Consider the following 21,132-nt stretch of genomic DNA (forward strand, 5'->3'; position numbering starts at 1 on the left):
GAAGTTTTGCCCCACTATAGGTGGGGCTTTTTTATGTGTCTTAAAAATCCCCAATGTCGATGTGATTTTGGGCAGAGAATCCCATTTTTGTCGTCCTTCTCATGCTTGTGATAATGTTAAAGGTGAAACTGCGACCCGCTTAACATCTCATTTTTACTTACATTGATTGCATATCAAGCCTTCTGTATTTTTGCTTTATTCTTAATCGCCAATGGAAGGAAGCTGTGCCTGTTAAAGCCTTTGCAAAACAAATATCTGCGACACGCGACCATCGTCTGTTGGCTGAGTCTCTTTTTGACTATCTGGTTAAGGTACTTACTCCAAAAGGGATAGGAATATTTGCTGAACCGACGCCGGAGAGCGACGCATTACCGCTTTTTTCTTATGGCGACCTAACCTCATTGGCGAGCTACCCCTCTACATTTTGGCCGTGGGTCTCACAGTTTGATACCGCAGACGGGGTTTTGCCAATGGCTATCAACACCTGCAAGTGGGAACACATGAAAGTGCTTGGTGGGGAGTCGTTTATCATGATGCTCGACAACGCACCTGCCTCCAGAACTTATTTAATTGTTCAAAATTGCAATGCTGAGAAGGTTAATCAAACCTTTGACCAAGATCTTGATGTGTTACAGCTCGCGGCTGCCCGTTGGCAATGTATTCGTGCCGAAAAGAACGCGGCGCTAGAAATCAAACACAGAGACACACGTGAAGCTCAATACTTAGATGAGATAAAGTTACGTGAGCTGTTTGTAGAGAACATGAAGCTGGTTCATCAGGTCGCGCTTGAGCTTTCTAACCCTGAGTCACTCGATGCTTTGTATAAAGCATCGGTTGAGGCTGTGCGAGACAGGTTAGGGTTTGATCGTGCGATCTTCATGTTGCTTGATATGAAAAAGCGTTGTTTCAGCGGAACTTATGGCACTGACGAAGCGGGTAAAACCAACAGTGAACACCACACTCAATACGATTTGCACCAACTTGAAGCGGAATACATTGAAGCGCTGTCTGATAACCATACTAATCTAGTCATCATCGATAATGCGCCCCTGTATACAGAAGGTAAGGTGGTCGGGCAGGGGTGGAATGGCATGCTTATCTTGCGTGAAGGCGACAAACCTGTCGGCTGGATCGCCATGGATAACTACATTCATCGCTCACCGATTACTAACTATCAAAAGCAGATGCTTGAGTCTTTTGGCTCTTTGCTTTCTCAAATCTATATTCGCAAGCGCCAAGAGCAGAACATACGTATGTTGCACTCGAGTATGGTTGAGCTGTCTCGATGCGATAGCGTCAGTGAAGTCTGTAAGTCCGCGGTTAGTTTTGCGATTCAACATCTAGGTATCGATCGACTGGCTGTTTTCCTAACAGACAAAAAGTGCAGTTACATGCAAGGTACTTGGGGCACTGACATCAAAGGCGATATTGTCGATGAGTCCTATTATCGCTCTGAGCTGGTGGAACGTGACATTGTAGCCGCAGCTCGTGCTTGCCCTAATCAAGTTGCCTTTGAAGAATCGGTGCCTATCTATCACGATTTCAATATTGTGGGAGTCGGTTGGACGGCAATGACCATGCTCACCACCAATACGGGTGAGCCGATTGCGTTTATCGCTGCTGATAACCTATTAACTCGCAGTCCTTTAACCTCCCAGCTTCGTGAGGTAATACGTATCTTTGCTTCGAGCCTTGCTGAGGTGCTGCAAAGAACCATGGCTCAAGAAGAACTGAAAAAGCTCAATGAAACATTGGAGCAAGAAGTCAGTAAGCGTACCCAAGAGCTAGAGTTGGCGAATGAGCAATTGGATATCATTTCTAAGCTAGATCCTCTTACGCGCCTTGGAAACCGCCGTATGTTGTCGCAGGTTCTAGAAGACTTGAACGGTGACGATCAAGGTGCCTTTGCCTTACAGAACGAAATTACATTTGGCTTGATTCTTGTCGACCTCGACCACTTTGGTTTGTACAACAGTGTCTATGGTCATACTGAAGGGGATGCGGCTCTGAGGACGGTAGGTGAGATACTGAATGCCCATGTTCACAATGATAAAGAAACCTTCTGCCGGATTGGCGGAGAGGAGTTTATGTTGTTGATGATTGGCACGAATCACTCAGAGACAAAGCAACGTGCAGAGTCGATTAGAAAATGCATTGAAGAGGCAAAAATCCTACATTGTGAAAGTAGTACCAGCCCATATTTAACGGCATCCGTTGGCTATGCCTCGATAACGTCTGACCAGCATCAGTTCGATTTTGATTTGTTGTATGGCAAGGCAGATAAAGCCTTGTATCAAGCCAAAGACTCGGGGCGAAATCGAATTGTTTCTGCCTTAAAACGTAAAAAAGTCACAGCCTCTCTTTCTTAAAATAAAGGCCGTTGATCTCAAGATGATCAACGGCCTTTGTGTTTTACTGTTCTTGATGAACAGCGTCGACTAAAGATTTTCTAGCGAACTATTATGCTTTTTACTCGCAACTCTCTTGGGCTTCTTCACCGTTTTGATTGCCAGCTCAGGGCTCCATGTTTGGGCTGGTGAACCGGCTTCACCATAAAGGCTTTGGTTTAGCTTGGTGAGTTCGGCTTCAACGGTTTGTAACGTCTCATCACTTAGATCTGTATTTTCATATTTCCATTGCTCAAATAAGGTTCTGGTCATCACGCCATCTTTCGTTCTTAGAGCTTCAATAAGCGCGTCTGCCGTATCTGATTGATGTTGAACTGGGCGCTTAGGTTTTACTGCTGCACCACGTCGTGACCAGAAATAGAAAGCCATGGCTGAGCTGATTAACCATAAAACAGCAAACAGAGCGGTGAGATAAGGCCAGATCCCAGGGCTATCCACAGTAACAACCGTCGGGCTTACTTGTTGGGCGGGCGTAGCAGTCACTGGTGGAGTGCTTGACGCTGCGCGATCACTTGCTTTTACCGCTAACTCTAGCCCTTGCGCTTTGCTGGTTTGTTCTGATTGCAAATCGGTGTTAAACCAAGCTTGAGACACATCAGGAAGCGAGATATTTCCAGCCTCTTTCGGAATCAATACTTGCTTGTAAACAACGACAGCATCACCTGACTGAGTTGTGCCAAATTGCGGCTTCTCTTCATAAACACGTACCGAATTAGGGTAGGTGATATTCAGTTTTGGCAGTTGGTGTTGCGTTAAGTTGCTAGCCGTCATCGTGATGGTACGAGTTAACGAATCACCCGCTTCCATTTCAATGGATGGGTTGTCGCCTTCTAAACCATTACTATTTCCCAGTTGATTGCCTTGGCTATCTGACCATTGTTGAATCAGTTTGAAGTTTGATGTTGGTAACCACTCACCTTGGTAGCCTTTTGGTACGTCCTTCACGGTTACATCTAAGGTTTCAACAGGTGTGTCGAGCTGGAACAGACGCGTTGTACTGGAGTTGTTGGTTGAGTAAACAACGGCTCCATTCAGCTTCGGTCCATTCAGCTTAAACTGTCCGGCCTTTTGTGAAGAGATACGGAAAGACTGTTGAACTACCGTCACCTCTTGTCCATTGAGAACATCTTGAAATTGCTTCGATTCACCAATAGGTTCCACATCTAAGCCCGGCGAGCTCGGTGGCGCTATTTTAGGATCTTGCAGCCTTCTTGGGTCAGCTTTGATGATGAGTTTTACATCAAGCTCAGCCACTTCTTCTGGGTACAGCGAGTTCTTGCTGAGATTAAGCTGGAACTCTGCCATATCATGTTGAGTTGGAGCGGCTTTGTTAATTGCAACATTGATGGTGATAGGCTTGGTTTTTGCCCCTTCAATATCAAAACTCGGGATTTGCAACTTACCCAAACGCAGTGGAGCAAGGCTAATGTTCCATTCACTTGATACCGAACGGCTGCCATTGACGATTCGCATCGAAGACCCAAAGTTTGGTGTGCCAACATAGAAATCCTGCTGGAGCGCTGTTAGATCTAGAGCATCAGAGGAGACCTTTTCATCGGTTGCAACTCTAAGAAGGAACACTTCATCTTTGGTGACACTGTTATGTGAAACGCTCGCCACGGCGTTTGCAGCCAATACTGAGAAGGACGAGAAAGCTCCCAACAACAATGTTAGGAGTACGGATAAAAATGGCTTGTTTAAAAATCGCATGGTTACCACTTTTTGTTCTGGTTGTTAGGAGCACTTTTTTGTCGTGCTTGTAAAATCATTTGCGCTTTAAGCAGTTGGCTCGGGTCACGGGCGCTTTCTACTTGCTCAAGTTTTCGCATGTCAGGGTCGCTCGACAGAGGTTGATCTGAGGTTTGTGCTACAGCTTGCTGACTACTTTGCTCACCATCTTCTTTTGAAGCTTGTTGTGCGCTAGCACTTTGAGGTGTAGCGCCTTCTTGGTCACTCTGTTTCGGCTGATCACTGTTACTTTGTTGCGTGGCTTGCTTGTCGTCTTGTTTAGACTTTTCAGAGTCAGAGTGATTTTCAGGTTGGCCTTGAGATGAGTTTTGGTCTTGGCTACCGCGTTGATCTTGGTTACTGCTTTGATCTTGCGACTTGCCACTGGAGCTTTGTTGTTGATCCTGAGAGCTTTGCGAAGAATCATTTTGCTGACCTTGCTGACCTTGCTGACCTTGCTGACCTTGCTGATTTTGGTCATTCTGGTCTTTGGAGTCAGAATCGCCTTGCTGTTGCTGTTGCTGTTGCTGTTGCTGTTGCTGTTGCTTCTGAGCCTGTTCGACAATCTCTAGGTTCTTCTTCGCATAAGCATGTTCAGGGTTGCTTTCAAGAATACGTTGATACTCTTGGATCGCTTGGTCGTACTTACCTTGTTGGGCTTGAGCGTTAGCAAGGTTGTAGCGAGCATCTTCACTAGAAAGCTCTTGCAGCGTCTGCTCTGCGGCTTCGAAATCACCGGCTTTGTATTGAGCAATGCCTTTCCACTCTTGTTGGGTGAACTGTTCAGCAGCTTGTTGGAAGTCCTCGTCCTGATACAGCTGATAGCCTACTTGATCATTGGTTTTCCACGGGTTCGCAAACGCAGTATTTGGTTGGCTAAAAGAGATAACTCCAGCTAAGGCACACCAAATAACCCCTTTCCTGAATAATCCAAGTGCCGGAAGTAATAGCAAAGGCAGTAACCAGAAACCGTTGTTCACTCTGGTGTTGAGTGAGTTCTTGGTCTTGGTTACTTCCGATGTTGTTGCAACGCGGTCGAGGTAGCTCGCGATGTGTTCAACATCTGAGTTATCAAATTGAACTTCAGTGAACGTGCCACCATAGCGGCGTGTAAGCTTGCGCATGTTCTTCAAGTTGGTTCTTGCCACCACGGTTTGTCCTGAGTCGCTTTGCAGCATCGACCCCGTAGGTAACGAGATTGGCGCACCGTTTTCACTCCCTACAGCTAGAATCGACAATGTCCAATCGTTGCCAGAGAGTAGGGAGTCGATCTGCTTCTTCTCTTGGTCATCGATGTCATCAGCAATCAATACCAAATCACCTTGGTAGATCTTCGCGCGAGTCATCATATCAATCGCAAGCTTAACGGCTGATGCGGCATCACCACCTTGATAAGGCATGATATCTGGCGATAGGTTAGGCACTAGGTTTTTGATGGTGTTGATGTCTGACGTTAGCGGGCTAATGGTGTAAGCATCCCCAGCATACGCCACCATGCCTGTTAGCCCTTCCTTCCATAATGAAAGCAGATCAAGAGCCTTGTATCGCGCTTGAGTTAAGCGATTCGGCTTAATATCGGTGGCATACATTGACATCGACATGTCCATGATCACAACTCGTGCCTGCGTTTTTTCAAAGCTTGGTTGTTCGTTTTTCTCGAAGCTTGGCCCAGCTAACGCAATAACGCCGACCAGCCACCAAATACCGAAGTAAGTACTGCGATTTTTCGATGGCTTGCTTGATTCTGGCGCCAAGTAACGGGCGATGTGTGACGCGAGTAATCCTTGTTTGGACTGTGTCTTGCTCAGCCACCAAATAGCGGGCAGCACGGCAAGCGCCAAGAACCAATATGGGTAGATAAAAGTAAAGTTAGACATTGTTTCTCCTAATGGCTAACAGCATAAATGCGAAGAACATTGCCGCCGACAGTGGCCATACAAACCACTCTTGTTGCGGTCGCCAGATCTTAGTGGCGTTCGTCACGGGCTCTAACTGGTTAATGGTGTCGTAAATCGTCGCTAACTCTTTGCTGTCACGCGCTCGGAAGTACTGACCGCCGGTGCGTTTGGCAATTTCTATTAGTGTACGTTCATCCAAGTCTTGAGCAGTATTGACTTTGCGCGTCATGAAGAACTCTTTGACCATCATCTCGCCTGCACCGACACCCACGGTGTAAATCGTTGCGTCGTATTTCTTTGCAATATCCGCCGCTTCTAATGGGTCTAATACCCCGGCGGTATTACTGCCGTCGCTGAGTAGAATCATTACACGTTGGGGCGCATCGCTATCGACAAAGGTTTTGGTGGCAAGACCAATACCATCACCAATCGCTGTTTGAGTACCAATCAGCTTTAACACCGCTTGATTGAGCTGTTGTGAAAGCGTATCTCTATCTAGCGTAAGCGGGGTCTGCAAGTAGGCGTGATCAGCAAATAACACCAGTCCAACTCGGTCGCCTTTTCGTCGCTCAATAAAGTCACTCAATACGCGTTTCACCGCCGACAAGCGGTCGATGTATTCGCCATTGAACTGCATGTCTTCTTGGCTCATCGAGTAGGAGAGGTCGACAACCAACATCAAATCACGATGTTTCGGTTGAAACTCTACCGGTTCGCCATACCATACAGGGCGCGCGCTCGCCGTAACCAGCAGAAGCCAGATAATCACGGACAACGCCTTTGGTAAGCGACTGCTCGGTGTTTTGGTATTACTGTCTTCTGGCAGAAATGGAAGTCTTAGGACATGGCTTGATTCTGACTTTGGTGAGAACAAGTAAACGAGCAACGGCAGTGGCGCGATGAAGAACATCCACCACCAAACGAACTCGATGTTTAGCAAGTCCCCGCTTAGAAACATAGGGCTTAGAAAATCACTCATAACGACCTCGCTTAGGAGGAAGGGCTTTACGAAGCCAAGTTTCGCAATCATTAACTAATTGTTGTTGAGCCTTTTTCTGTTCGTCATTCATAAGGGCTACATCTTGATAGAGCGCTTGTTGCCACTGGGATTGTTTTGCTACAAATAACGGCTTCGCCAATTGCGCATCTAAGAACTTCAACCAATCATCACCAGACAAACCTGCAATTTTTTCACGAGGGAAATAGCTCAGTGCAGCCTGACGAACGATGTCTTGAGCTGCGCTCGGAGACAAGTCATCTTGGGACTGACTATTACTAAAGTAAGACAGCGCTTCTTGTTTCGCCTGTTGATTGTTTTTTCTACGTTTTAGAATGAAAAACACCAAGGCAATCAGGAAAATGGCTGTGATAATGACTGCCCACCAACCCCACGCCAAAGGCCACCAAGTCGGGGCGTCTGGCGCAATCACCGGACTTAAATCTAAGGGCTGTTTCATGACTGAGCTCCTGATATCTGGCTCATGAGTGACTGCGCACTCGACAGCGAGCTATAAGGTATCGCGAGAGATAACCCCATCTGTTGCAGCTGCTGTTTCTTAAGCGAAAAAGCATGGTTAAGCTTTTGCTTTTCTTTATTAGAAGAGAAATTAAACCATTGAGTTTTGCTGCCATCGGTGACCTGTTTAGAGCCTTTATAGGTGGTTTCACCTTGCTCTAGCGGGTCGTAGAAATGCACCAGACGTACTCTGTTGTGTCGGCGAATTTGACTGATAAGTGAGTAGTCACTTTCTTGGTAGCGCACAAAATCACTGAGCATAATAATATCGCTTCCTTTAGGGCAAAGCTGGTGCAGAGATTTCAGCCCATGCTCTAAGGTTGTGTCATTATGATTGTCGTGATGAGTCAGCGCTGCATTATTGATTTCTATGACTTTTTGCAAAATACGCAGTGGAGCATGGTTGCTTGCACTTGGCTTAATCTCAATGACCTCTTGGCCAGTATCGATCACCGCGCCAATTCGATCTTTTTGAGCCACAGTAAGCCAGCACAGTTGGCTAGCAAAGTGTGCAAGTTGAACCGATTTCAGCAACAAGGTTGAGCCGAAAATCATACTGCTTGATAGATCCAAGAATAAAATGACAGGCTGTTCTCGTTCTTCAGAGAAAAGTTTGGTATGCGCTTTGCCCGTTCTGGCTGTTACACGCCAATCAATGCTGCGAATGTCATCTCCCGCTTGATATTGACGAACTTCAGAGAAATTCATCCCGCGACCTTTACGGTTGCTCTCGTGTTGGCCGTTCAGCTGTGACCAAAGGCTCTTGGCGGGAGGCAACCAGCGAACAGACTGCGCTTTGTATTGCAGCAGCTCATCCAGATTTAACGTGACGCCGTCACTATGGTTGGGTAGTTGATTATTCATGCGCGTATCCCTATGCGCTGCCAACCAATGAAATAAGGTGTGCGATCACTTGGTTTGCGGTGACACCTTCAGCTTGTGCGTGGTAGCTGCGCAGTAGACGGTGGCGTAACACAGGGAATGCCATCGCTTGAACGTCTTGTGGCGTGACGTAATCTCGTCCTGCAAGCCAAGCGTGAGCGCGGGCACAACGGTCTAACGCGATGGTTGCACGCGGGCTGACACCCATGTCTAACCATTGATCAAGTTGTTCGCTGTATTGTTTAGGTTGGCGAGTCGCCATTACCAATCTGATGATGTATTGCTCAATGGTGTCTGCCATGTGAATGTTGAGTACTTCTTGGCGCGCTTCAAAGATCGTTTGCTGAGATATCTGTTGTGGCTGAGCTGATTCGTTACCTTGAGCCTCACCACGGTTGAGTCGTAAGATCTCAAGCTCGCTTTCCATATCTGGGTATTCAACCTCTAGGTGAAGCAAGAATCGGTCTAACTGAGCTTCCGGTAGCGGGTAAGTCCCTTCTTGTTCAATTGGGTTCTGTGTTGCCATTACCAAGAACAACTCAGGCAGCGCATAGGTTTTTCGACCGGCAGTTACTTGTTTCTCTGCCATTGCTTCCAGCATTGCCGCTTGAACTTTCGCAGGAGCACGGTTGATCTCATCCGCTAGAATTAACGAGTTAAAAATCGGGCCAGATTGGAAGGTGAACTCTCCCGTTTCTGGACGGAAAATATCGGTACCAGTTAGGTCGGCAGGCAATAGATCGGGAGTGAATTGAATGCGGTGGAAGTGACCCTCAACACAATCAGCCAATGATTTTACTGCGCGAGTTTTTGCTAAGCCGGGAGGTCCTTCAACGAGGATATGACCATCTGCTAAAAGGGCGATCATCAGTTGCTTAACGAGCTCTTTTTGACCAATGATTTGAGACTCTAGATAGTTTTGAAGGACTTCGAAATTTGTTTTGTGCATTTTGGACTCTCTGGGTATCCATTTGATTTTTATTTTGAGTATTGGTCACTGATTTCGAGGAAAAAGTTCCAGTACATTTGCGTAATTTATTTTTTCAAAATTGGAAATATTTACAAGTGGTTAGCTAAAAACATCGTTAGGTTGTGATTATTACTATATCAATTGGTTTTTATATACAAAAGCTCGGCGGTGGGGAGTGGTTTGAGTTCGGTTGGGTCTCAGGGGGTGAGAACTAAAATTGACTCTCGACAATGCGGTATTTGCTTAGTTAATTCATGCTCAAGGTGAATATTTCTAATTGTTACATCATATTTGCAGTTTTTTGAGAAGAAAGTCTCTAGTTTTATTGGTTGTGGCCGATACATCACTCAGATTGTGCATTGCTTGTTGGAGTGCACTAAAAAAGTCCTGTTCAGGGTATACCAATAACGAGCGATTCTTTTTAAAGGTCCAAATATGTTTAAAACTAACTCTCTGAGTATCAAGCAAAAAGTTGTACTTGGAATTACCTTTGCGGTTCTTGCATCGACAGTGATTGTCGGCGCAATGGCACAACAACAAGCAAGAGATGTATTAAGTCATCGATTGATCGATATTGAACTTCCAGGAATGCTAGAGCGAATCAATGGTGAAATTGACCGAGAAGTCTCTCAGCTATTACTAGCGGCGGAGCAAATTGCTTCAAATGAATTTATTTCTGATGCTATCGAATCGACCGATCGCGATCCCGCACTAGAAAATAAACTGGTGAAACAGCTGAACAATGTTCGTAACCAGTATCAGTTGAACGATGCCTCAGTGGCGAACCGTCAAACTGCTTACTACTGGAACCAAAATGGCTTCCTACGTCAGTTAAACCAACAGCAAGATGGTTGGTTCTTTGGCTTTACGCAATCTGGACAGCCGACCATGGTGAGCATGTTCCAAGAAGCCAATGGCGAAGTGAAGATGTTTGCTAACTACCAACAGCCTTCTGGTTTGGCTATGTCTGGTCTATCAAAGTCGATGGATGACATGGTTAACCTGCTGAACGGTTTCAAGATTGAAAATACTGGTTTTGTCTTCTTAACCGATAGCCAAGGTGATGTTCAAATTCATCGCGAGCGTTCTCGCAGTGACTCTTCACTTCAACAACTTTACGGTCCTCAAGCAAGCCAACTACTGAACAAGTCGGGCTTCAACCTGATTACTACAGAAAGCCAAGGCCAAGAGCTGTTCGTGGCGAGCTTGTATGTGTCTTCAATGGACTGGTTCGTTATTGGTGTGGTACCAACCGGTGAAGTGTTTGCTGAGCTTGATGCGACTGCGCAGAAGATGCTGATCATGACTGCGGTTGTGGCGTTAGTCTTTATCCTAATGGGCGTAGTTCTGGCGAACAGCATTACTCAACCGATCAAGCTTTTGGCTAAGCGTTTCGGCGACTTAGGTGAAGGCGACGGTGACCTTGCACAGCGTATCGAAGTGAAAGGCAACGATGAAATTGCACAGCTTTCAAAAGGCTTCAACGGATTCATTGAAAAGATTCACGAGTCGATGAAAGAGGTGTGTTCGACAAGCCAAGCGCTTCAAGTGGCGGCAGAGAGTGTTTCTAGCAAAGCCCACATCACCCACGACAACAGCCAAGAACAGCGCGACCAAACGCTTCAAGTGGTGGCTGCAATTAACCAAATGGGTATGACCATCAGCGAGATTGCATCGAACGCGGCAACCGCAGCAGAAACGGCAACTCAAGCTTCAGGCAATACGGAAGTAGGCCGCTCTGTGGTGAACAAAGCAAAAGACGCGATCAGTCGTTTGGCGCAAGATATTGAAAGCACGGGTCAGGTAGTAGAGCAACTGGCTTCTACAACTCAAGACATCGGTTCTATTCTGGGTGTTATTCGTGATATTTCAGAGCAAACTAACTTACTCGCATTAAACGCTGCAATTGAAGCCGCCCGTGCTGGTGAGCAAGGTCGTGGTTTTGCGGTTGTAGCGGATGAAGTACGTAACCTAGCAAGCCGTACCGCAGATTCAACGGAAGAGATTCAAAAGATGATCAACCAACTGCAAAGCGATGCTAAAGATGCGGTAACGGCAATGAGTGCGGGTAAGGTGATTACCCTTGAAGGTGTATCGGCTTCGGATGAAGCGGTAGACGTGCTGAGTGGCATTTCAGACCGTATCGTTGATATCACAGACCGTAACACTCAAGTGGCAACGGCAACGGAAGAGCAATCAACCGTAGTTCACACCATCAACCAGAACATTGAAGAGATTAACGCAATCAACGAAGTGACAACGAGCACGGCTGAGCAACTTGCTGAAGCGAGCCAAGAGCTTCGTGATCTATCGTCTCGTCTAGATAAGATGGTTGGTTTATTTAAGCTTTAATTCTTTCAAGCTGTAACATGGCTTAGAAAGGGATATAGACGAAGAGCTGGATTCATTTCATCGTGAATTCAGCTCTTTTTATTTACGGGCTTGTTTTCTTCTAACTGACGTTCGCTTGATCTGGTTTCGGGCTTTGCACTCAATCGCCCTAGCATCATAGGGCGTAAATGAGTAAAATCTGGTTAGGTTTAATATTTAGGTAAGTATCATGAGCGATTTTGAAAAAGAACTAGAGCAGATGACTCAAGAGATGGGCGATGAGCCTGAGGTGAAACTGCCATCACTTGAAGAGCAAAAAGCAATTGTTGCTGAGTTTAAGCGACTAGAAGCGGAAGGCAAACTGACTCCTGAAGTGTTAGAGAAGCATTTTGGCCAGTTCAACAAACAGAATGATACGCCAATTCACTAAGTTGATTTAGACAGGTTTCATGTCTGAAAGAAGTGATATTAGCGGTTGGGTTCATAGCCTAACTAACAGATAAAGGTCTAGCGCTTGCTAGACCTTTTTTATTGCCGCTAGCGAAAGACCGAGTGGCTGACTCATGAACTATTCAATGTAAGTGAAACTCGTATCCAACACATAAAAATATCCAGCACATAAAAAAATCCCCCTTACTGAGTAAGAGGGATTCGATATGGGCAAGTTATATCCTAAAAGGCTAAGCGATTAGTCTGTGCCGTATTCTTTGTACAAACGACGACATGCGCGGCCATCGCTGTGGAACAGGTGACAACGGTGCGCTGGAATACCAATCGCCAACTTGTCACCTGATTCGATTTTCAACGTGTCTGGCTGGCGATAGATAACATCAGCATCGGCACTTTCAAGGTTTAGGTAAACCTGAGTTTCGTTACCTAGTTTCTCTACCATCATCACGTCAGCTTCAATCGTCGCGTCACCTGATTCAGCAGACATCAAGTGTTCAGGGCGAATACCCAGAGACATACGATCGCCAGCATTGACAGTCGTACCATCAACAGGGATCCAGAAAGTCATGCCATTAGAAAGTTGTACCAATACGCGTTCTGCTTCAGCTTGTTCAATGTGTACCGACATGAAGTTCATCTTCGGTGAGCCAATAAAGCCAGCAACGAAACGGTTTTGAGGGTAGTGGTAAAGGTCAAGCGGCTTACCGACTTGAGATACATAACCACCATCCAGAACAACGATCTTATCCGCCATTGTCATCGCTTCCACTTGGTCGTGGGTAACGTAGATCATGGTACAACCCAGTTGACGCTGTAGCTTGGTGATTTGCGAACGCATTTGAACACGTAGCGCGGCATCTAGGTTTGATAAAGGCTCATCAAGTAGGAATACGTTTGGTTGAGAAACCAGAGTACGACCAATCGCAACACGTTGACGTTGACCACCAGAAAGCGCTTTAGGTTGGCGCTCAAGAAGGTGACCAAGCTGAAGGATTTCTGCAGCATGTTCAACGCGTTTGTCGATCTCAGCTTTATTTGCGTTTGCTAGCTTAAGACCGAAAGACATGTTGTCGTATAGGTTAAGGTGAGGGTAAAGCGCATAAGACTGGAATACCATACCTACGCCACGCTTTGACGGTTCAACGTCATTCATGCGTTGGTCGCCAATGTACAAATCACCAGACGTAATGTCTTCTAGACCTGCGATACAACGTAATAGCGTCGATTTACCACAACCTGATGGTCCAACGAATACTACGAATTCACCTTCGTTGATGTCTAAGGTTACGTCCTTAGAAATCTGTACATCACCATATGATTTATAAACGTTTTTTAACGTGACACTCGCCATCTAGCTTGTCCTCGATCGATCAAATTTTAAGTTTTACTGCTTATCATTATAAGAAATTTTTGGGTCAGCAGTAACTGTAGGAATTGGTAAGTATTGAGTGAGTAAGAAAAAAGTGGGTGAGACTTGGCTTCTTTAACCAAGCCCACCCGTCATAGCCAAACTGATGCCCATTTCCCCCACATCCAGCTAAACCTCCCCCGTGATTCAATCACAGATTTAGCTCGATGCTAATATAAGACACCAGCGGGCAGTGAAGCCAACTAAATGAATAATGCGTCAACGCATAACACTTGCCGGTAAAGGGTTCTTACTATCCACTCTTGGATGAATGCAGTTTCGGTGAATTGGCGTAAGGGTACATCCTCCTAATGGAAAATTAACTAGGGGGAGTAGGAGGGGAGGAGTAGATAAATGGGGTTATTAATAATTGGCGATCCAGTTCAAATAAATCCACCACGTAACGGTGATGTTGATCACGATGAGTATACGTTTTGTGATTGCAGTCTCTAATCTGACCGGATGGCGATCACGAATTTAAGCCATAATAGCTAGGGCGTAGTGGCTAGGATGATGAGCTAGGGTCTGTTTTCTCAGATCATAACCTCCGAAAACTGGCTCGTCTTGGTAGATGTGCCCTACGTATAAATATAAAAAGGATATTCACATGAAAAACGCTCTAAGCGCTGTAGCTCTAGGTACAATAGTTGCTCTGGGTTCTTTTGGTGCAAATGCTGCTATCGAAGAAGGACAACTAACAATCTGGGTAGGTGGTGACAAAGCTTATGAAGGCATGGCTGAAGTAGGTAAACGCTTCGAAGAAGATACTGGTGTTAAAGTAACCGTCGCTTTCCCTGACAAGCTAGAAGAAAAATTCCCTCAAGTAGCAGCAGCTGGCGATGGCCCAGACATGATCTTCTACGCACATGACCGTTTTGGCGGCTATGCAGAAGCGGGACTTCTTGTTGATATCAAACCTTCTAAAGAGACTAAAGAAGGTATCGTAGACTTCGCATGGGACGCTGTTTCATACGAGGGTAAAACAATCGCATACCCTGTTGCTGTTGAGTCAGTTTCCCTAATTTACAACAAAGCACTTGTTCCTAACCCACCTAAGTCTTGGGAAGAAATCCCAGCACTTAACGCTGAACTTCAGAAAGACGGCAAGAAAGCGATCATGTGGCCTTTACGTGGCGGCGCTTACTTCACATGGCCTCTACTTGCAGCTGACGGCGGCTACGCATTCAAACAGACTGCAGAAGGTTACGACATTAAAGATGCGGGCGTAGCGACTGAAGGTGTTCAGAAGTCTCTAGGTTTCATCGAGAAGATGGTACAAGACAAAGTTATCTCTGCAGACATGGATTACTCAGTAGCTGAGTCTGAATTCGTTGCAGGTAACGTTGCAATGACAATCAACGGCCCTTGGGGTTGGGAAAACATCAAGAAAGCTGGCGTAGACTACGGCGTAACAACACTACCTAAGTTCAACGGTAAAGCGTCTAAACCTTTCGTTGGTGTATGGGCGGGTGGTATCAGCACTGCGTCTCCAAACCGCGATCTAGCTGTTGAGTTCATGGAAAACTACCTACTAACAGATGAAGGTATGAAGAGCCTGAACGACGACAAGCCACTAGGCGCTGTTGCTCTTAACTCTTTCCAACGTCAACTAGACAGCGATACTCGTATTGCAGCAACAATGGACAACGCGATGAACGGTGAAATCATGCCTAACATCCCTCAGTTCACAACATTCTGGTACAGCATGGAAGAAGCGATCGGCAACGTAGTTGACGGCCGTCAATCAGTAGACCAAGCACTAAAAGCTGCTGAAGGTCGTATGGTCAAGTAACACCCAGGCACTACCTTTTAAGGAGAGGGTAACCTCTCCTTACTTTTCTATTTTTTATCTATATCGCTAGCAGGTTCCTCTATGCAGTCAGTTCAAGGTACAGATGCTATCCCAGCACCATCAAGCCTTCCAGGCAGTAAAAGCGTCTTCATTAAATGGGGGTTGCTTGGTAGCGTTGGCTTAATAAACGGCTACGCTACAATTCTAATGTATTCTCGCGGTGAGCTCGCTTTTGCGCTGCTTACAGTGATCTTAACGGCTTTGGCACTTTACATTTTTGGTAGTAAAAAAACTTACGCCCACCGTTATATTTACCCAGGTATTGCCGGAATGATCTTGTTCATTCTTTTCCCATTGGCATACACCGTAGGGCTTGCGTTTACTAACTACAGCGCGAAAAACCAACTTTCTCTAGAGCGCACTCAAACCGTTCTTTTAGACCGTTCTTTCCAAAGCGGTGAGAGCTACCCATTTACTTTGTACAAGACAGATGACGGTCACCAGATCGTTGTAAAAGATGGCGATCAACTGTTAGCGACTGACGTATTTTCTCTAGACAATATGACAGAAACAGAGATGGACCTATCTGTTATTGAGTCTGCGCAAGGTGAAAAAGAGAAGATCAAAGCGATCATTCAAAACCGAGCAGCAATCAGTGGTGTTGATTTCAATCTACCTGACGGTGGTGACATCCGCATGAGTGGCTTACGTAAGTTTGCTTCTGTTGCTCCGCTTTACACGCTACAAGACGATGAAGAAACGTTAATCAACAATGAAACGGGTGAAGTTCTCAAGCCAAATATGGATGTGGGTTTCTACCAGCCTGTTGATGCAAATGGTGAGTTTACGGGTAATACCATCTCTCCAGGTTTCGTGGTTAGCATTGGTACGCATAACTTTGAGCGTGTATGGAAAGATGACGGCATTAAAGAACCGTTTATCAGCATCTTTATTTGGACGGTTATCTTCTCGGTATGTACCGTAGCGTTCACGCTAGTTATCGGCCTTGTATTGGCTAACATCGTGCAATGGGAAGAGTTGAAAGGTCGTTCTATTTATCGTGTTCTACTGATTCTGCCTTACGCCGTACCCGCGTTTATCTCGATTCTTATCTTTAAGGGTCTATTCAACCAAAGCTTTGGTGAGATCAACATGGTGCTCGAGAATATCTTCGGCTTAAGCCCGAACTGGTTCTCAGACCCTATCTTAGCGAAAACCATGGTGTTGATGGTTAACACATGGCTAGGTTTCCCTTACATGATGATTCTATGTATGGGTCTGCTTAAAGCGATTCCTGATGATTTATACGAAGCGTCAGCAATCGATGGTGCGAACTTCCTTGATAACTTCAAGCGCATTACGTTCCCATTGATGATTAAACCGCTTACACCGCTATTGATTGCAGCGTTTGCCTTTAACTTCAACAACTTCGTAATGATTCAACTATTGACGAACGGTGGCCCGAACATGATTGGTACTTCTGAGCCAGCGGGTTACACAGACTTGCTTGTAAGCTACACGTACCGAATTGCATTCGAAGGCGGCGGCGGTCAAGACTTCGGTCTAGCAAGTGCTATCGCAACGCTTATCTTCCTATTGGTTGGTGCACTAGCGTTACTAAACCTTCGTTTCACTAAACTGTCTCAAGATTAAGGAGCACGACAATGGCTATGGTACAAGGTAAAGGCCTTAAATACCGAGTGTGGGCAACGCATGCAGTGTTGTGGTGCTTCTTGGCAATGATTATCTTCCCACTACTGATGATCATCGCGATCTCGTTCCGTGAAGGTAACTTCGCAACCGGTAGTTTGATTCCAGATAACCCATCATTGGAACACTGGAAGTTAGCATTGGGTATGTCAGTAACGAACGCAGATGGCTCGGTAACGTCACCTCCGTTCCCTGTGCTAACTTGGTTATGGAACTCAGTGAAGGTTGCAGGTATCACATCGATTCTGATTGTGACACTGTCTACGACATCGGCTTACGCGTTTGCTCGTATGCGCTTTAAAGGTAAGAACACAATCCTGAAAGCGATGATGATTTTCCAAATGTTCCCAGCAGTATTGGCTCTAGTAGCAATCTACGCGCTGTTTGACAAACTTGGTCAATACATTCCGTTCTTAGGCTTGAACACACACGGTGGTCTAATCTTCTCTTACCTAGGTGGTATTGCACTGCACGTATGGACGATTAAGGGTTACTTTGAGACGATTGATAACTCTCTGGAAGAGGCAGCAGCCCTTGATGGTGCAACGCCTTGGCAAGCATTCAGACTGGTTCTACTACCGCTGTCTGTGCCAATCCTAGCGGTTGTGTTTATCTTATCTTTCATCGCGACAGTGGGTGAGGTGCCAGTAGCGTCTATCCTACTTACAGATGTGAACTCTTACACGCTAGCAGTAGGTATGCAGCAGTACCTATACCCTCAGAACTACCTATGGGGTGACTTTGCGGCAGCGGCTGTACTATCAGCACTTCCGATTACTATCGTGTTCTTACTTGCTCAACGTTGGTTAGTTGGTGGTTTGACGGCAGGTGGTGTAAAAGGATAAGCTGTACTCTATAAGAAAGAAAAAGAGCGACCGTTAGGTCGCTCTATATTGGCATTTTTATTACATCATTTGGTTTGGCCGCCGATCAGTAATAAAAATAACCCTCAGGTTACGCATAGCTGGCTACTAATCAGGTTCCTTACGCTATTAATGATTAGTGGTTTTTGTAACTCTAACCCAGGTATTTACTTGGGTTTTTTTATGCCTGCTACTTTTTGTTTTTTGTGTCAGCGTTACTCGTTAACTATCGCGCTCATATCTACTTTAAAACCCAAAGTTTCGAGTTACTTCTCTCCTAAATACCGACCACTTCATTTTGGTTACTTGTAGAAATGAACTAGTCTCACAAATCAGACACTCAGTATAAGTGGCTGTTGTACTATTGATATGTTGTGAATATTCCAATGCGTGATACTTCAATGATTTGTATGCAACAAAACCTGAAATTGCACTGAAAATGTATGGGTAAGCGAGAGGTAGTTACAGAATATTCAAGTGACATTCACGAGGGTTATGGAGGTAGGTTTATTTATGCTTCTGGTTTTTGGTGGGACTTAGAAGTTAGAACTCTTTACTAGAAGGAGCACAACCTAAGTGTTGCAACAACACATAGATACTTTCTTGATCGAGTGCCACGCGACGAAATAGATCGGCAAATGTCGGATCTCCACCGAAACACGTTTGGATATAGTGGTTGATTTCATTGCTGTCGTAGCCTTCGACGTACAAAGTTCTAACCCATTGGTACTCAACAGCCTTTAAATTGTTCAGTGTAGACTCGCTAAGAGTGGGGCGTATGACGCTCAAGAGTGGCTCCAAGAAATTCAAATGCATCTATTATGATTGGCGGTATTTAATCAGAGCAAAATGACGACTTTATTACAGTCAAAATAAATCAGTGAACAAGTGCCGATTCATTTCAACCTTTGGCTGGGTATCACGCTCTTATCGTCTGTATTGGGTGTGCAGCGGATTTGGCGGTGTAGAGCACGAAGGTATCAAATAGATCAATGCCAAGCAGGCGCTTGGCATTGTAATAAAGTTTTATAGGGGGAGGGCTGCTGGTGGACCTTATTTCAGGTACTTCACGTGAGCTTCCATCTCTTCACCAATCTGTTTTCGCATGTTCATTAGGCGAATAGCCGAATCTCGTAATTCGATGTCTTCTGGCGTCTCTGGTATCCACTCTGGCACTTTAGTCGGATTACCATTCTCATCGACAGCGACCATAATAACGATACAGTGAGTTGTTAGGCGGTTATTGAGCTCTTTAGGGTCGCTTGCTTGCACGTCGATAGCGATATGCATTGAAGATGAACCTGTGTAAATGACCTTTGCACTTACTTCCACAAGGTTGCCTACATGAATTGGGGCAACGAATCGAATTCCGCCTGCATAGGCTGTTATACAGTATTTACCGCTCCAACCTGCGGAACAAGCGTAGGCTGCTAAATCGATCCATTTCATTGCTGCGCCACCATGAACTTTACCACCAAAGTTCACATCCCCGGGTTCAGCTAAAAAACGCAGAGTAACGTCTCGTTTACCATCTTGTCGGCTATTGTTACTGCTCATCTATCTTCCTTCATTATTATGCTGCATAACATGCTTGTTACTTGCTAATAACAATATACATAAGATGATAGAAATTAAAGCGGATAATCTCACGGTTAAGACTATTTTTTTCAAACGGATGACGAACCGATGAATATTGATGGTTATTGAGTTTCAAGGTGAGAGATAAACACGGAAAGACAATCGAGAGTAAGCTAAAAGAAAGGGTAGATTGCAAAAAAAACACCTAGCGTAATGCTAGGTGTTTCTAAGCCTTTAGGCACTCATGTCGGTACCTTTTATTGTTTGCCAACTAACCGTTGCTTGTTTGGTTTAGTTAAAGTGACTTTATCGCAATTACCACTAAAGTGGTAGTTAAAACTATTTATTCTTCAGCTCACTTTTACTCTTTTATGAAGTATAGATCCTTCGCGTAGATATTTCCTTTCGGATTGTTGTTAGGGAAGCCTTTGAGTGTATTTCGCACTAATCGAGTGTGATTGTAATGATATAAAGGTATAACTGCTGAAGAATAGTTGAGTAACGACTCATCGTGCTGATATAAAGTAAAGCGTTTAGACTAATCTTCCGTTTTACTCGCTTGCTGTAAGGGCTCATCATAGTATGGATTACAGTAGCCACTCTCATTTGCTGTGTGAAACGTGAGTTTGAATTTTTACCCTAATGTGAGCGTTGGGTAATGCGTTTAGCTTTGTTGAGGGAGAGGAGCCTCAAGCCTTGGTTTTCTTCTGATTTGAGCAAGGATGACACCTGAAATCACCATCACACCACCAATGATGTGGAACTGGTTAATCTCTTCGCCAAGCCATGTCGCGGCTAATACGATCGCTACAACCGGAAGCAAGTTCATGAACATCGCGCTTGAGTCAGCACCAATGGTGTCAATCGCTTTCACCCACATCCAAGGCGCTAAAATTGAAGCGGCAACCGCGGCGTAAGCTATCAATGGGAGCGCTTGTTGTGGTGGTAAAAGCTGTTTGCTGGTAAGCCAAAGTGGCGTAAGCATCGCGACAGCAAACAGACCCTGAATGTAAATCACCACCCAGCTACTGATTGGCATTTTCCAGCGTTTCAGTAGTACACAGTACGAAGCATAAACAAAGGCTGCAATTAGCATATAGCCATCGCCTTGAGTCAATTCTTGATGCATGAAGAATAACGGATCGCCTTTACCTAACATCAGGGCTAAGCCTGACAGCGACAATACACCACCCACAATACTCAAACTAGAAATCGACTTGTGCAGCAAAGGGACGCTTAAAAATACACTGATCAACGGGACTAAAGACGTGATCAATGCCATGTTGGAAGCGGTTGTGGTTAAGCCGGCGTAGTAACCTAGAGATTGATTCAACACCATGCCTAAAAAGCCGAGGAACGCTAATTTCGATAAGTTTGGCTTAATGACAGCCCACTGTTTCATCACTGGGCGAATACAGAAAGGGGTGAGAATTAACATCGCAAAAAACCAGCGGTAAAAACTCATTGCGCTAGGTTCTATGGTGCTTGCAGCAAGCTTGTTGACGATTGCATTGGCGCCCCAGATACAGACTGTAAAAAATGGTAATAGGTAATGCATGTGAATTCCGTGGCGAATGAGTTGGTGCGGCTAGTTTGAC

The 21,132-nt window shown here is 45.3% G+C and carries 16 protein-coding genes and 1 pseudogene; 6 read left to right on the plus strand and 11 right to left on the minus strand.

Going from position 1 to position 21,132, the window contains the following annotated elements; translation table 11 throughout:
- Window positions 1-224 precede the first annotated feature (224 nt).
- Window positions 225-2,369: a GGDEF domain-containing protein gene (locus AB4167_RS01015; protein ID WP_017064257.1), complete on the plus strand. Its 2,145-nt coding sequence runs from the start codon at window positions 225-227 to the stop codon at window positions 2,367-2,369.
- 69 nt (window positions 2,370-2,438) lie between these two features.
- Here the strand turns inward: AB4167_RS01015 and AB4167_RS01020 are convergent, their stop codons facing one another.
- The 6 genes from AB4167_RS01020 to AB4167_RS01045 are packed head-to-tail and all read right to left on the minus strand — an operon-like array spanning window position 2,439 to window position 9,381.
- Complete coding sequence (locus AB4167_RS01020; protein ID WP_372135986.1) at window positions 2,439-4,118, minus strand: BatD family protein; 1,680 nt, start codon at window positions 4,116-4,118, stop codon at window positions 2,439-2,441.
- 2 nt (window positions 4,119-4,120) lie between these two features.
- Window positions 4,121-6,013: a VWA domain-containing protein gene (locus AB4167_RS01025; protein ID WP_372135987.1), complete on the minus strand. Its 1,893-nt coding sequence runs from the start codon at window positions 6,011-6,013 to the stop codon at window positions 4,121-4,123.
- Window positions 6,006-7,013, minus strand: a complete 1,008-nt coding sequence (locus tag AB4167_RS01030) for a VWA domain-containing protein (RefSeq protein WP_017060042.1) — start codon at window positions 7,011-7,013, stop codon at window positions 6,006-6,008. The genes AB4167_RS01025 and AB4167_RS01030 overlap by 8 nt, the downstream gene beginning before the upstream one ends.
- Complete coding sequence (locus AB4167_RS01035) at window positions 7,006-7,491, minus strand: DUF4381 domain-containing protein (protein ID WP_372135988.1); 486 nt, start codon at window positions 7,489-7,491, stop codon at window positions 7,006-7,008. Before AB4167_RS01035 ends, AB4167_RS01030 begins: the two co-directional genes overlap by 8 nt.
- On the minus strand, window positions 7,488-8,414 hold the full coding sequence (locus AB4167_RS01040; protein WP_372135989.1) for a DUF58 domain-containing protein: 927 nt from the start codon (window positions 8,412-8,414) through the stop codon (window positions 7,488-7,490). The genes AB4167_RS01035 and AB4167_RS01040 overlap by 4 nt, the downstream gene beginning before the upstream one ends.
- Before the next feature lie 10 nt (window positions 8,415-8,424).
- Window positions 8,425-9,381 carry an AAA family ATPase gene (locus AB4167_RS01045; protein WP_372135990.1) on the minus strand — a complete coding sequence of 319 codons (957 nt, stop codon included), beginning with the start codon at window positions 9,379-9,381 and terminating at the stop codon, window positions 8,425-8,427.
- Between the two features lie 456 nt (window positions 9,382-9,837).
- On the opposite strand from AB4167_RS01045, the gene AB4167_RS01050 reads away from it, so the two are divergent.
- Together AB4167_RS01050 and AB4167_RS01055 are read left to right on the plus strand one after the other, a co-directional pair.
- The gene (locus AB4167_RS01050) at window positions 9,838-11,754 is read left to right on the plus strand and encodes a methyl-accepting chemotaxis protein (RefSeq protein ID WP_065583801.1); all 1,917 of its coding nucleotides are present in this window, start codon (window positions 9,838-9,840) and stop codon (window positions 11,752-11,754) included.
- A 208-nt stretch (window positions 11,755-11,962) separates the two neighbouring features.
- A complete protein-coding gene (locus AB4167_RS01055) occupies window positions 11,963-12,163 on the plus strand; it encodes a hypothetical protein (RefSeq protein WP_010431457.1) in 201 nt (66 codons plus the stop codon).
- 258 nt (window positions 12,164-12,421) lie between these two features.
- Here the strand turns inward: AB4167_RS01055 and malK are convergent, their stop codons facing one another.
- Window positions 12,422-13,534 (minus strand): maltose/maltodextrin ABC transporter ATP-binding protein MalK, encoded by a 1,113-nt coding sequence (gene malK / locus AB4167_RS01060; RefSeq protein ID WP_017060047.1) that lies wholly within the window; start codon window positions 13,532-13,534, stop codon window positions 12,422-12,424.
- 664 nt (window positions 13,535-14,198) lie between these two features.
- On the opposite strand from malK, the gene malE reads away from it, so the two are divergent.
- From malE to malG, 3 genes are all read left to right on the plus strand, one after another.
- Window positions 14,199-15,383, plus strand: a complete 1,185-nt coding sequence (malE, locus tag AB4167_RS01065; protein ID WP_017067915.1) for a maltose/maltodextrin ABC transporter substrate-binding protein MalE — start codon at window positions 14,199-14,201, stop codon at window positions 15,381-15,383.
- Window positions 15,384-15,464: 81 nt separating this feature from the next.
- On the plus strand, window positions 15,465-17,036 hold the full coding sequence (gene malF / locus AB4167_RS01070; protein ID WP_017060049.1) for a maltose ABC transporter permease MalF: 1,572 nt from the start codon (window positions 15,465-15,467) through the stop codon (window positions 17,034-17,036).
- Between the two features lie 11 nt (window positions 17,037-17,047).
- Complete coding sequence (malG, locus tag AB4167_RS01075) at window positions 17,048-17,938, plus strand: maltose ABC transporter permease MalG (protein WP_017060050.1); 891 nt, start codon at window positions 17,048-17,050, stop codon at window positions 17,936-17,938.
- Between the two features lie 561 nt (window positions 17,939-18,499).
- On the opposite strand, the gene AB4167_RS01080 is transcribed toward malG, so the two are convergent.
- From AB4167_RS01080 to AB4167_RS01095, 4 genes and pseudogenes are all read right to left on the minus strand, one after another.
- On the minus strand, window positions 18,500-18,772 hold the full coding sequence (locus tag AB4167_RS01080) for a hypothetical protein (protein WP_019822928.1): 273 nt from the start codon (window positions 18,770-18,772) through the stop codon (window positions 18,500-18,502).
- Between the two features lie 237 nt (window positions 18,773-19,009).
- The gene (locus AB4167_RS01085) at window positions 19,010-19,513 is read right to left on the minus strand and encodes an acyl-CoA thioesterase (protein ID WP_004737700.1); all 504 of its coding nucleotides are present in this window, start codon (window positions 19,511-19,513) and stop codon (window positions 19,010-19,012) included.
- 382 nt (window positions 19,514-19,895) lie between these two features.
- Window positions 19,896-20,150: pseudogene (locus AB4167_RS01090) on the minus strand (peptide ABC transporter substrate-binding protein); the annotation flags it as partial.
- 48 nt (window positions 20,151-20,198) lie between these two features.
- On the minus strand, window positions 20,199-21,092 hold the full coding sequence (locus tag AB4167_RS01095; protein ID WP_136981751.1) for a DMT family transporter: 894 nt from the start codon (window positions 21,090-21,092) through the stop codon (window positions 20,199-20,201).
- Window positions 21,093-21,132 lie beyond the last annotated feature (40 nt).

The organism is Vibrio sp. 10N.286.49.E11, from assembly GCF_041469505.1.
GTDB lineage: Bacteria > Pseudomonadota > Gammaproteobacteria > Enterobacterales > Vibrionaceae > Vibrio > Vibrio crassostreae_C.

Bases quoted from the DNA above. Each gene is read 5' to 3' on its own strand.
- AB4167_RS01020 (WP_372135986.1), bottom strand. From the start codon at position 4,118: ATGCGATTTTTAAACAAGCCATTTTTATCCGTACTCCTAACATTGTTG.
- AB4167_RS01025 (WP_372135987.1), bottom strand. From the start codon at position 6,013: ATGTCTAACTTTACTTTTATCTACCCATATTGGTTCTTGGCGCTTGCC.
- AB4167_RS01030 (WP_017060042.1), bottom strand. From the start codon at position 7,013: ATGAGTGATTTTCTAAGCCCTATGTTTCTAAGCGGGGACTTGCTAAAC.
- AB4167_RS01035 (WP_372135988.1), bottom strand. From the start codon at position 7,491: ATGAAACAGCCCTTAGATTTAAGTCCGGTGATTGCGCCAGACGCCCCG.
- AB4167_RS01040 (WP_372135989.1), bottom strand. From the start codon at position 8,414: ATGAATAATCAACTACCCAACCATAGTGACGGCGTCACGTTAAATCTG.
- AB4167_RS01045 (WP_372135990.1), bottom strand. From the start codon at position 9,381: ATGCACAAAACAAATTTCGAAGTCCTTCAAAACTATCTAGAGTCTCAA.
- AB4167_RS01050 (WP_065583801.1), top strand. From the start codon at position 9,838: ATGTTTAAAACTAACTCTCTGAGTATCAAGCAAAAAGTTGTACTTGGA.
- AB4167_RS01055 (WP_010431457.1), top strand. From the start codon at position 11,963: ATGAGCGATTTTGAAAAAGAACTAGAGCAGATGACTCAAGAGATGGGC.
- malK (WP_017060047.1), bottom strand. From the start codon at position 13,534: ATGGCGAGTGTCACGTTAAAAAACGTTTATAAATCATATGGTGATGTA.
- malE (WP_017067915.1), top strand. From the start codon at position 14,199: ATGAAAAACGCTCTAAGCGCTGTAGCTCTAGGTACAATAGTTGCTCTG.
- malF (WP_017060049.1), top strand. From the start codon at position 15,465: ATGCAGTCAGTTCAAGGTACAGATGCTATCCCAGCACCATCAAGCCTT.
- malG (WP_017060050.1), top strand. From the start codon at position 17,048: ATGGCTATGGTACAAGGTAAAGGCCTTAAATACCGAGTGTGGGCAACG.
- AB4167_RS01080 (WP_019822928.1), bottom strand. From the start codon at position 18,772: ATGCATTTGAATTTCTTGGAGCCACTCTTGAGCGTCATACGCCCCACT.
- AB4167_RS01085 (WP_004737700.1), bottom strand. From the start codon at position 19,513: ATGAGCAGTAACAATAGCCGACAAGATGGTAAACGAGACGTTACTCTG.
- AB4167_RS01095 (WP_136981751.1), bottom strand. From the start codon at position 21,092: ATGCATTACCTATTACCATTTTTTACAGTCTGTATCTGGGGCGCCAAT.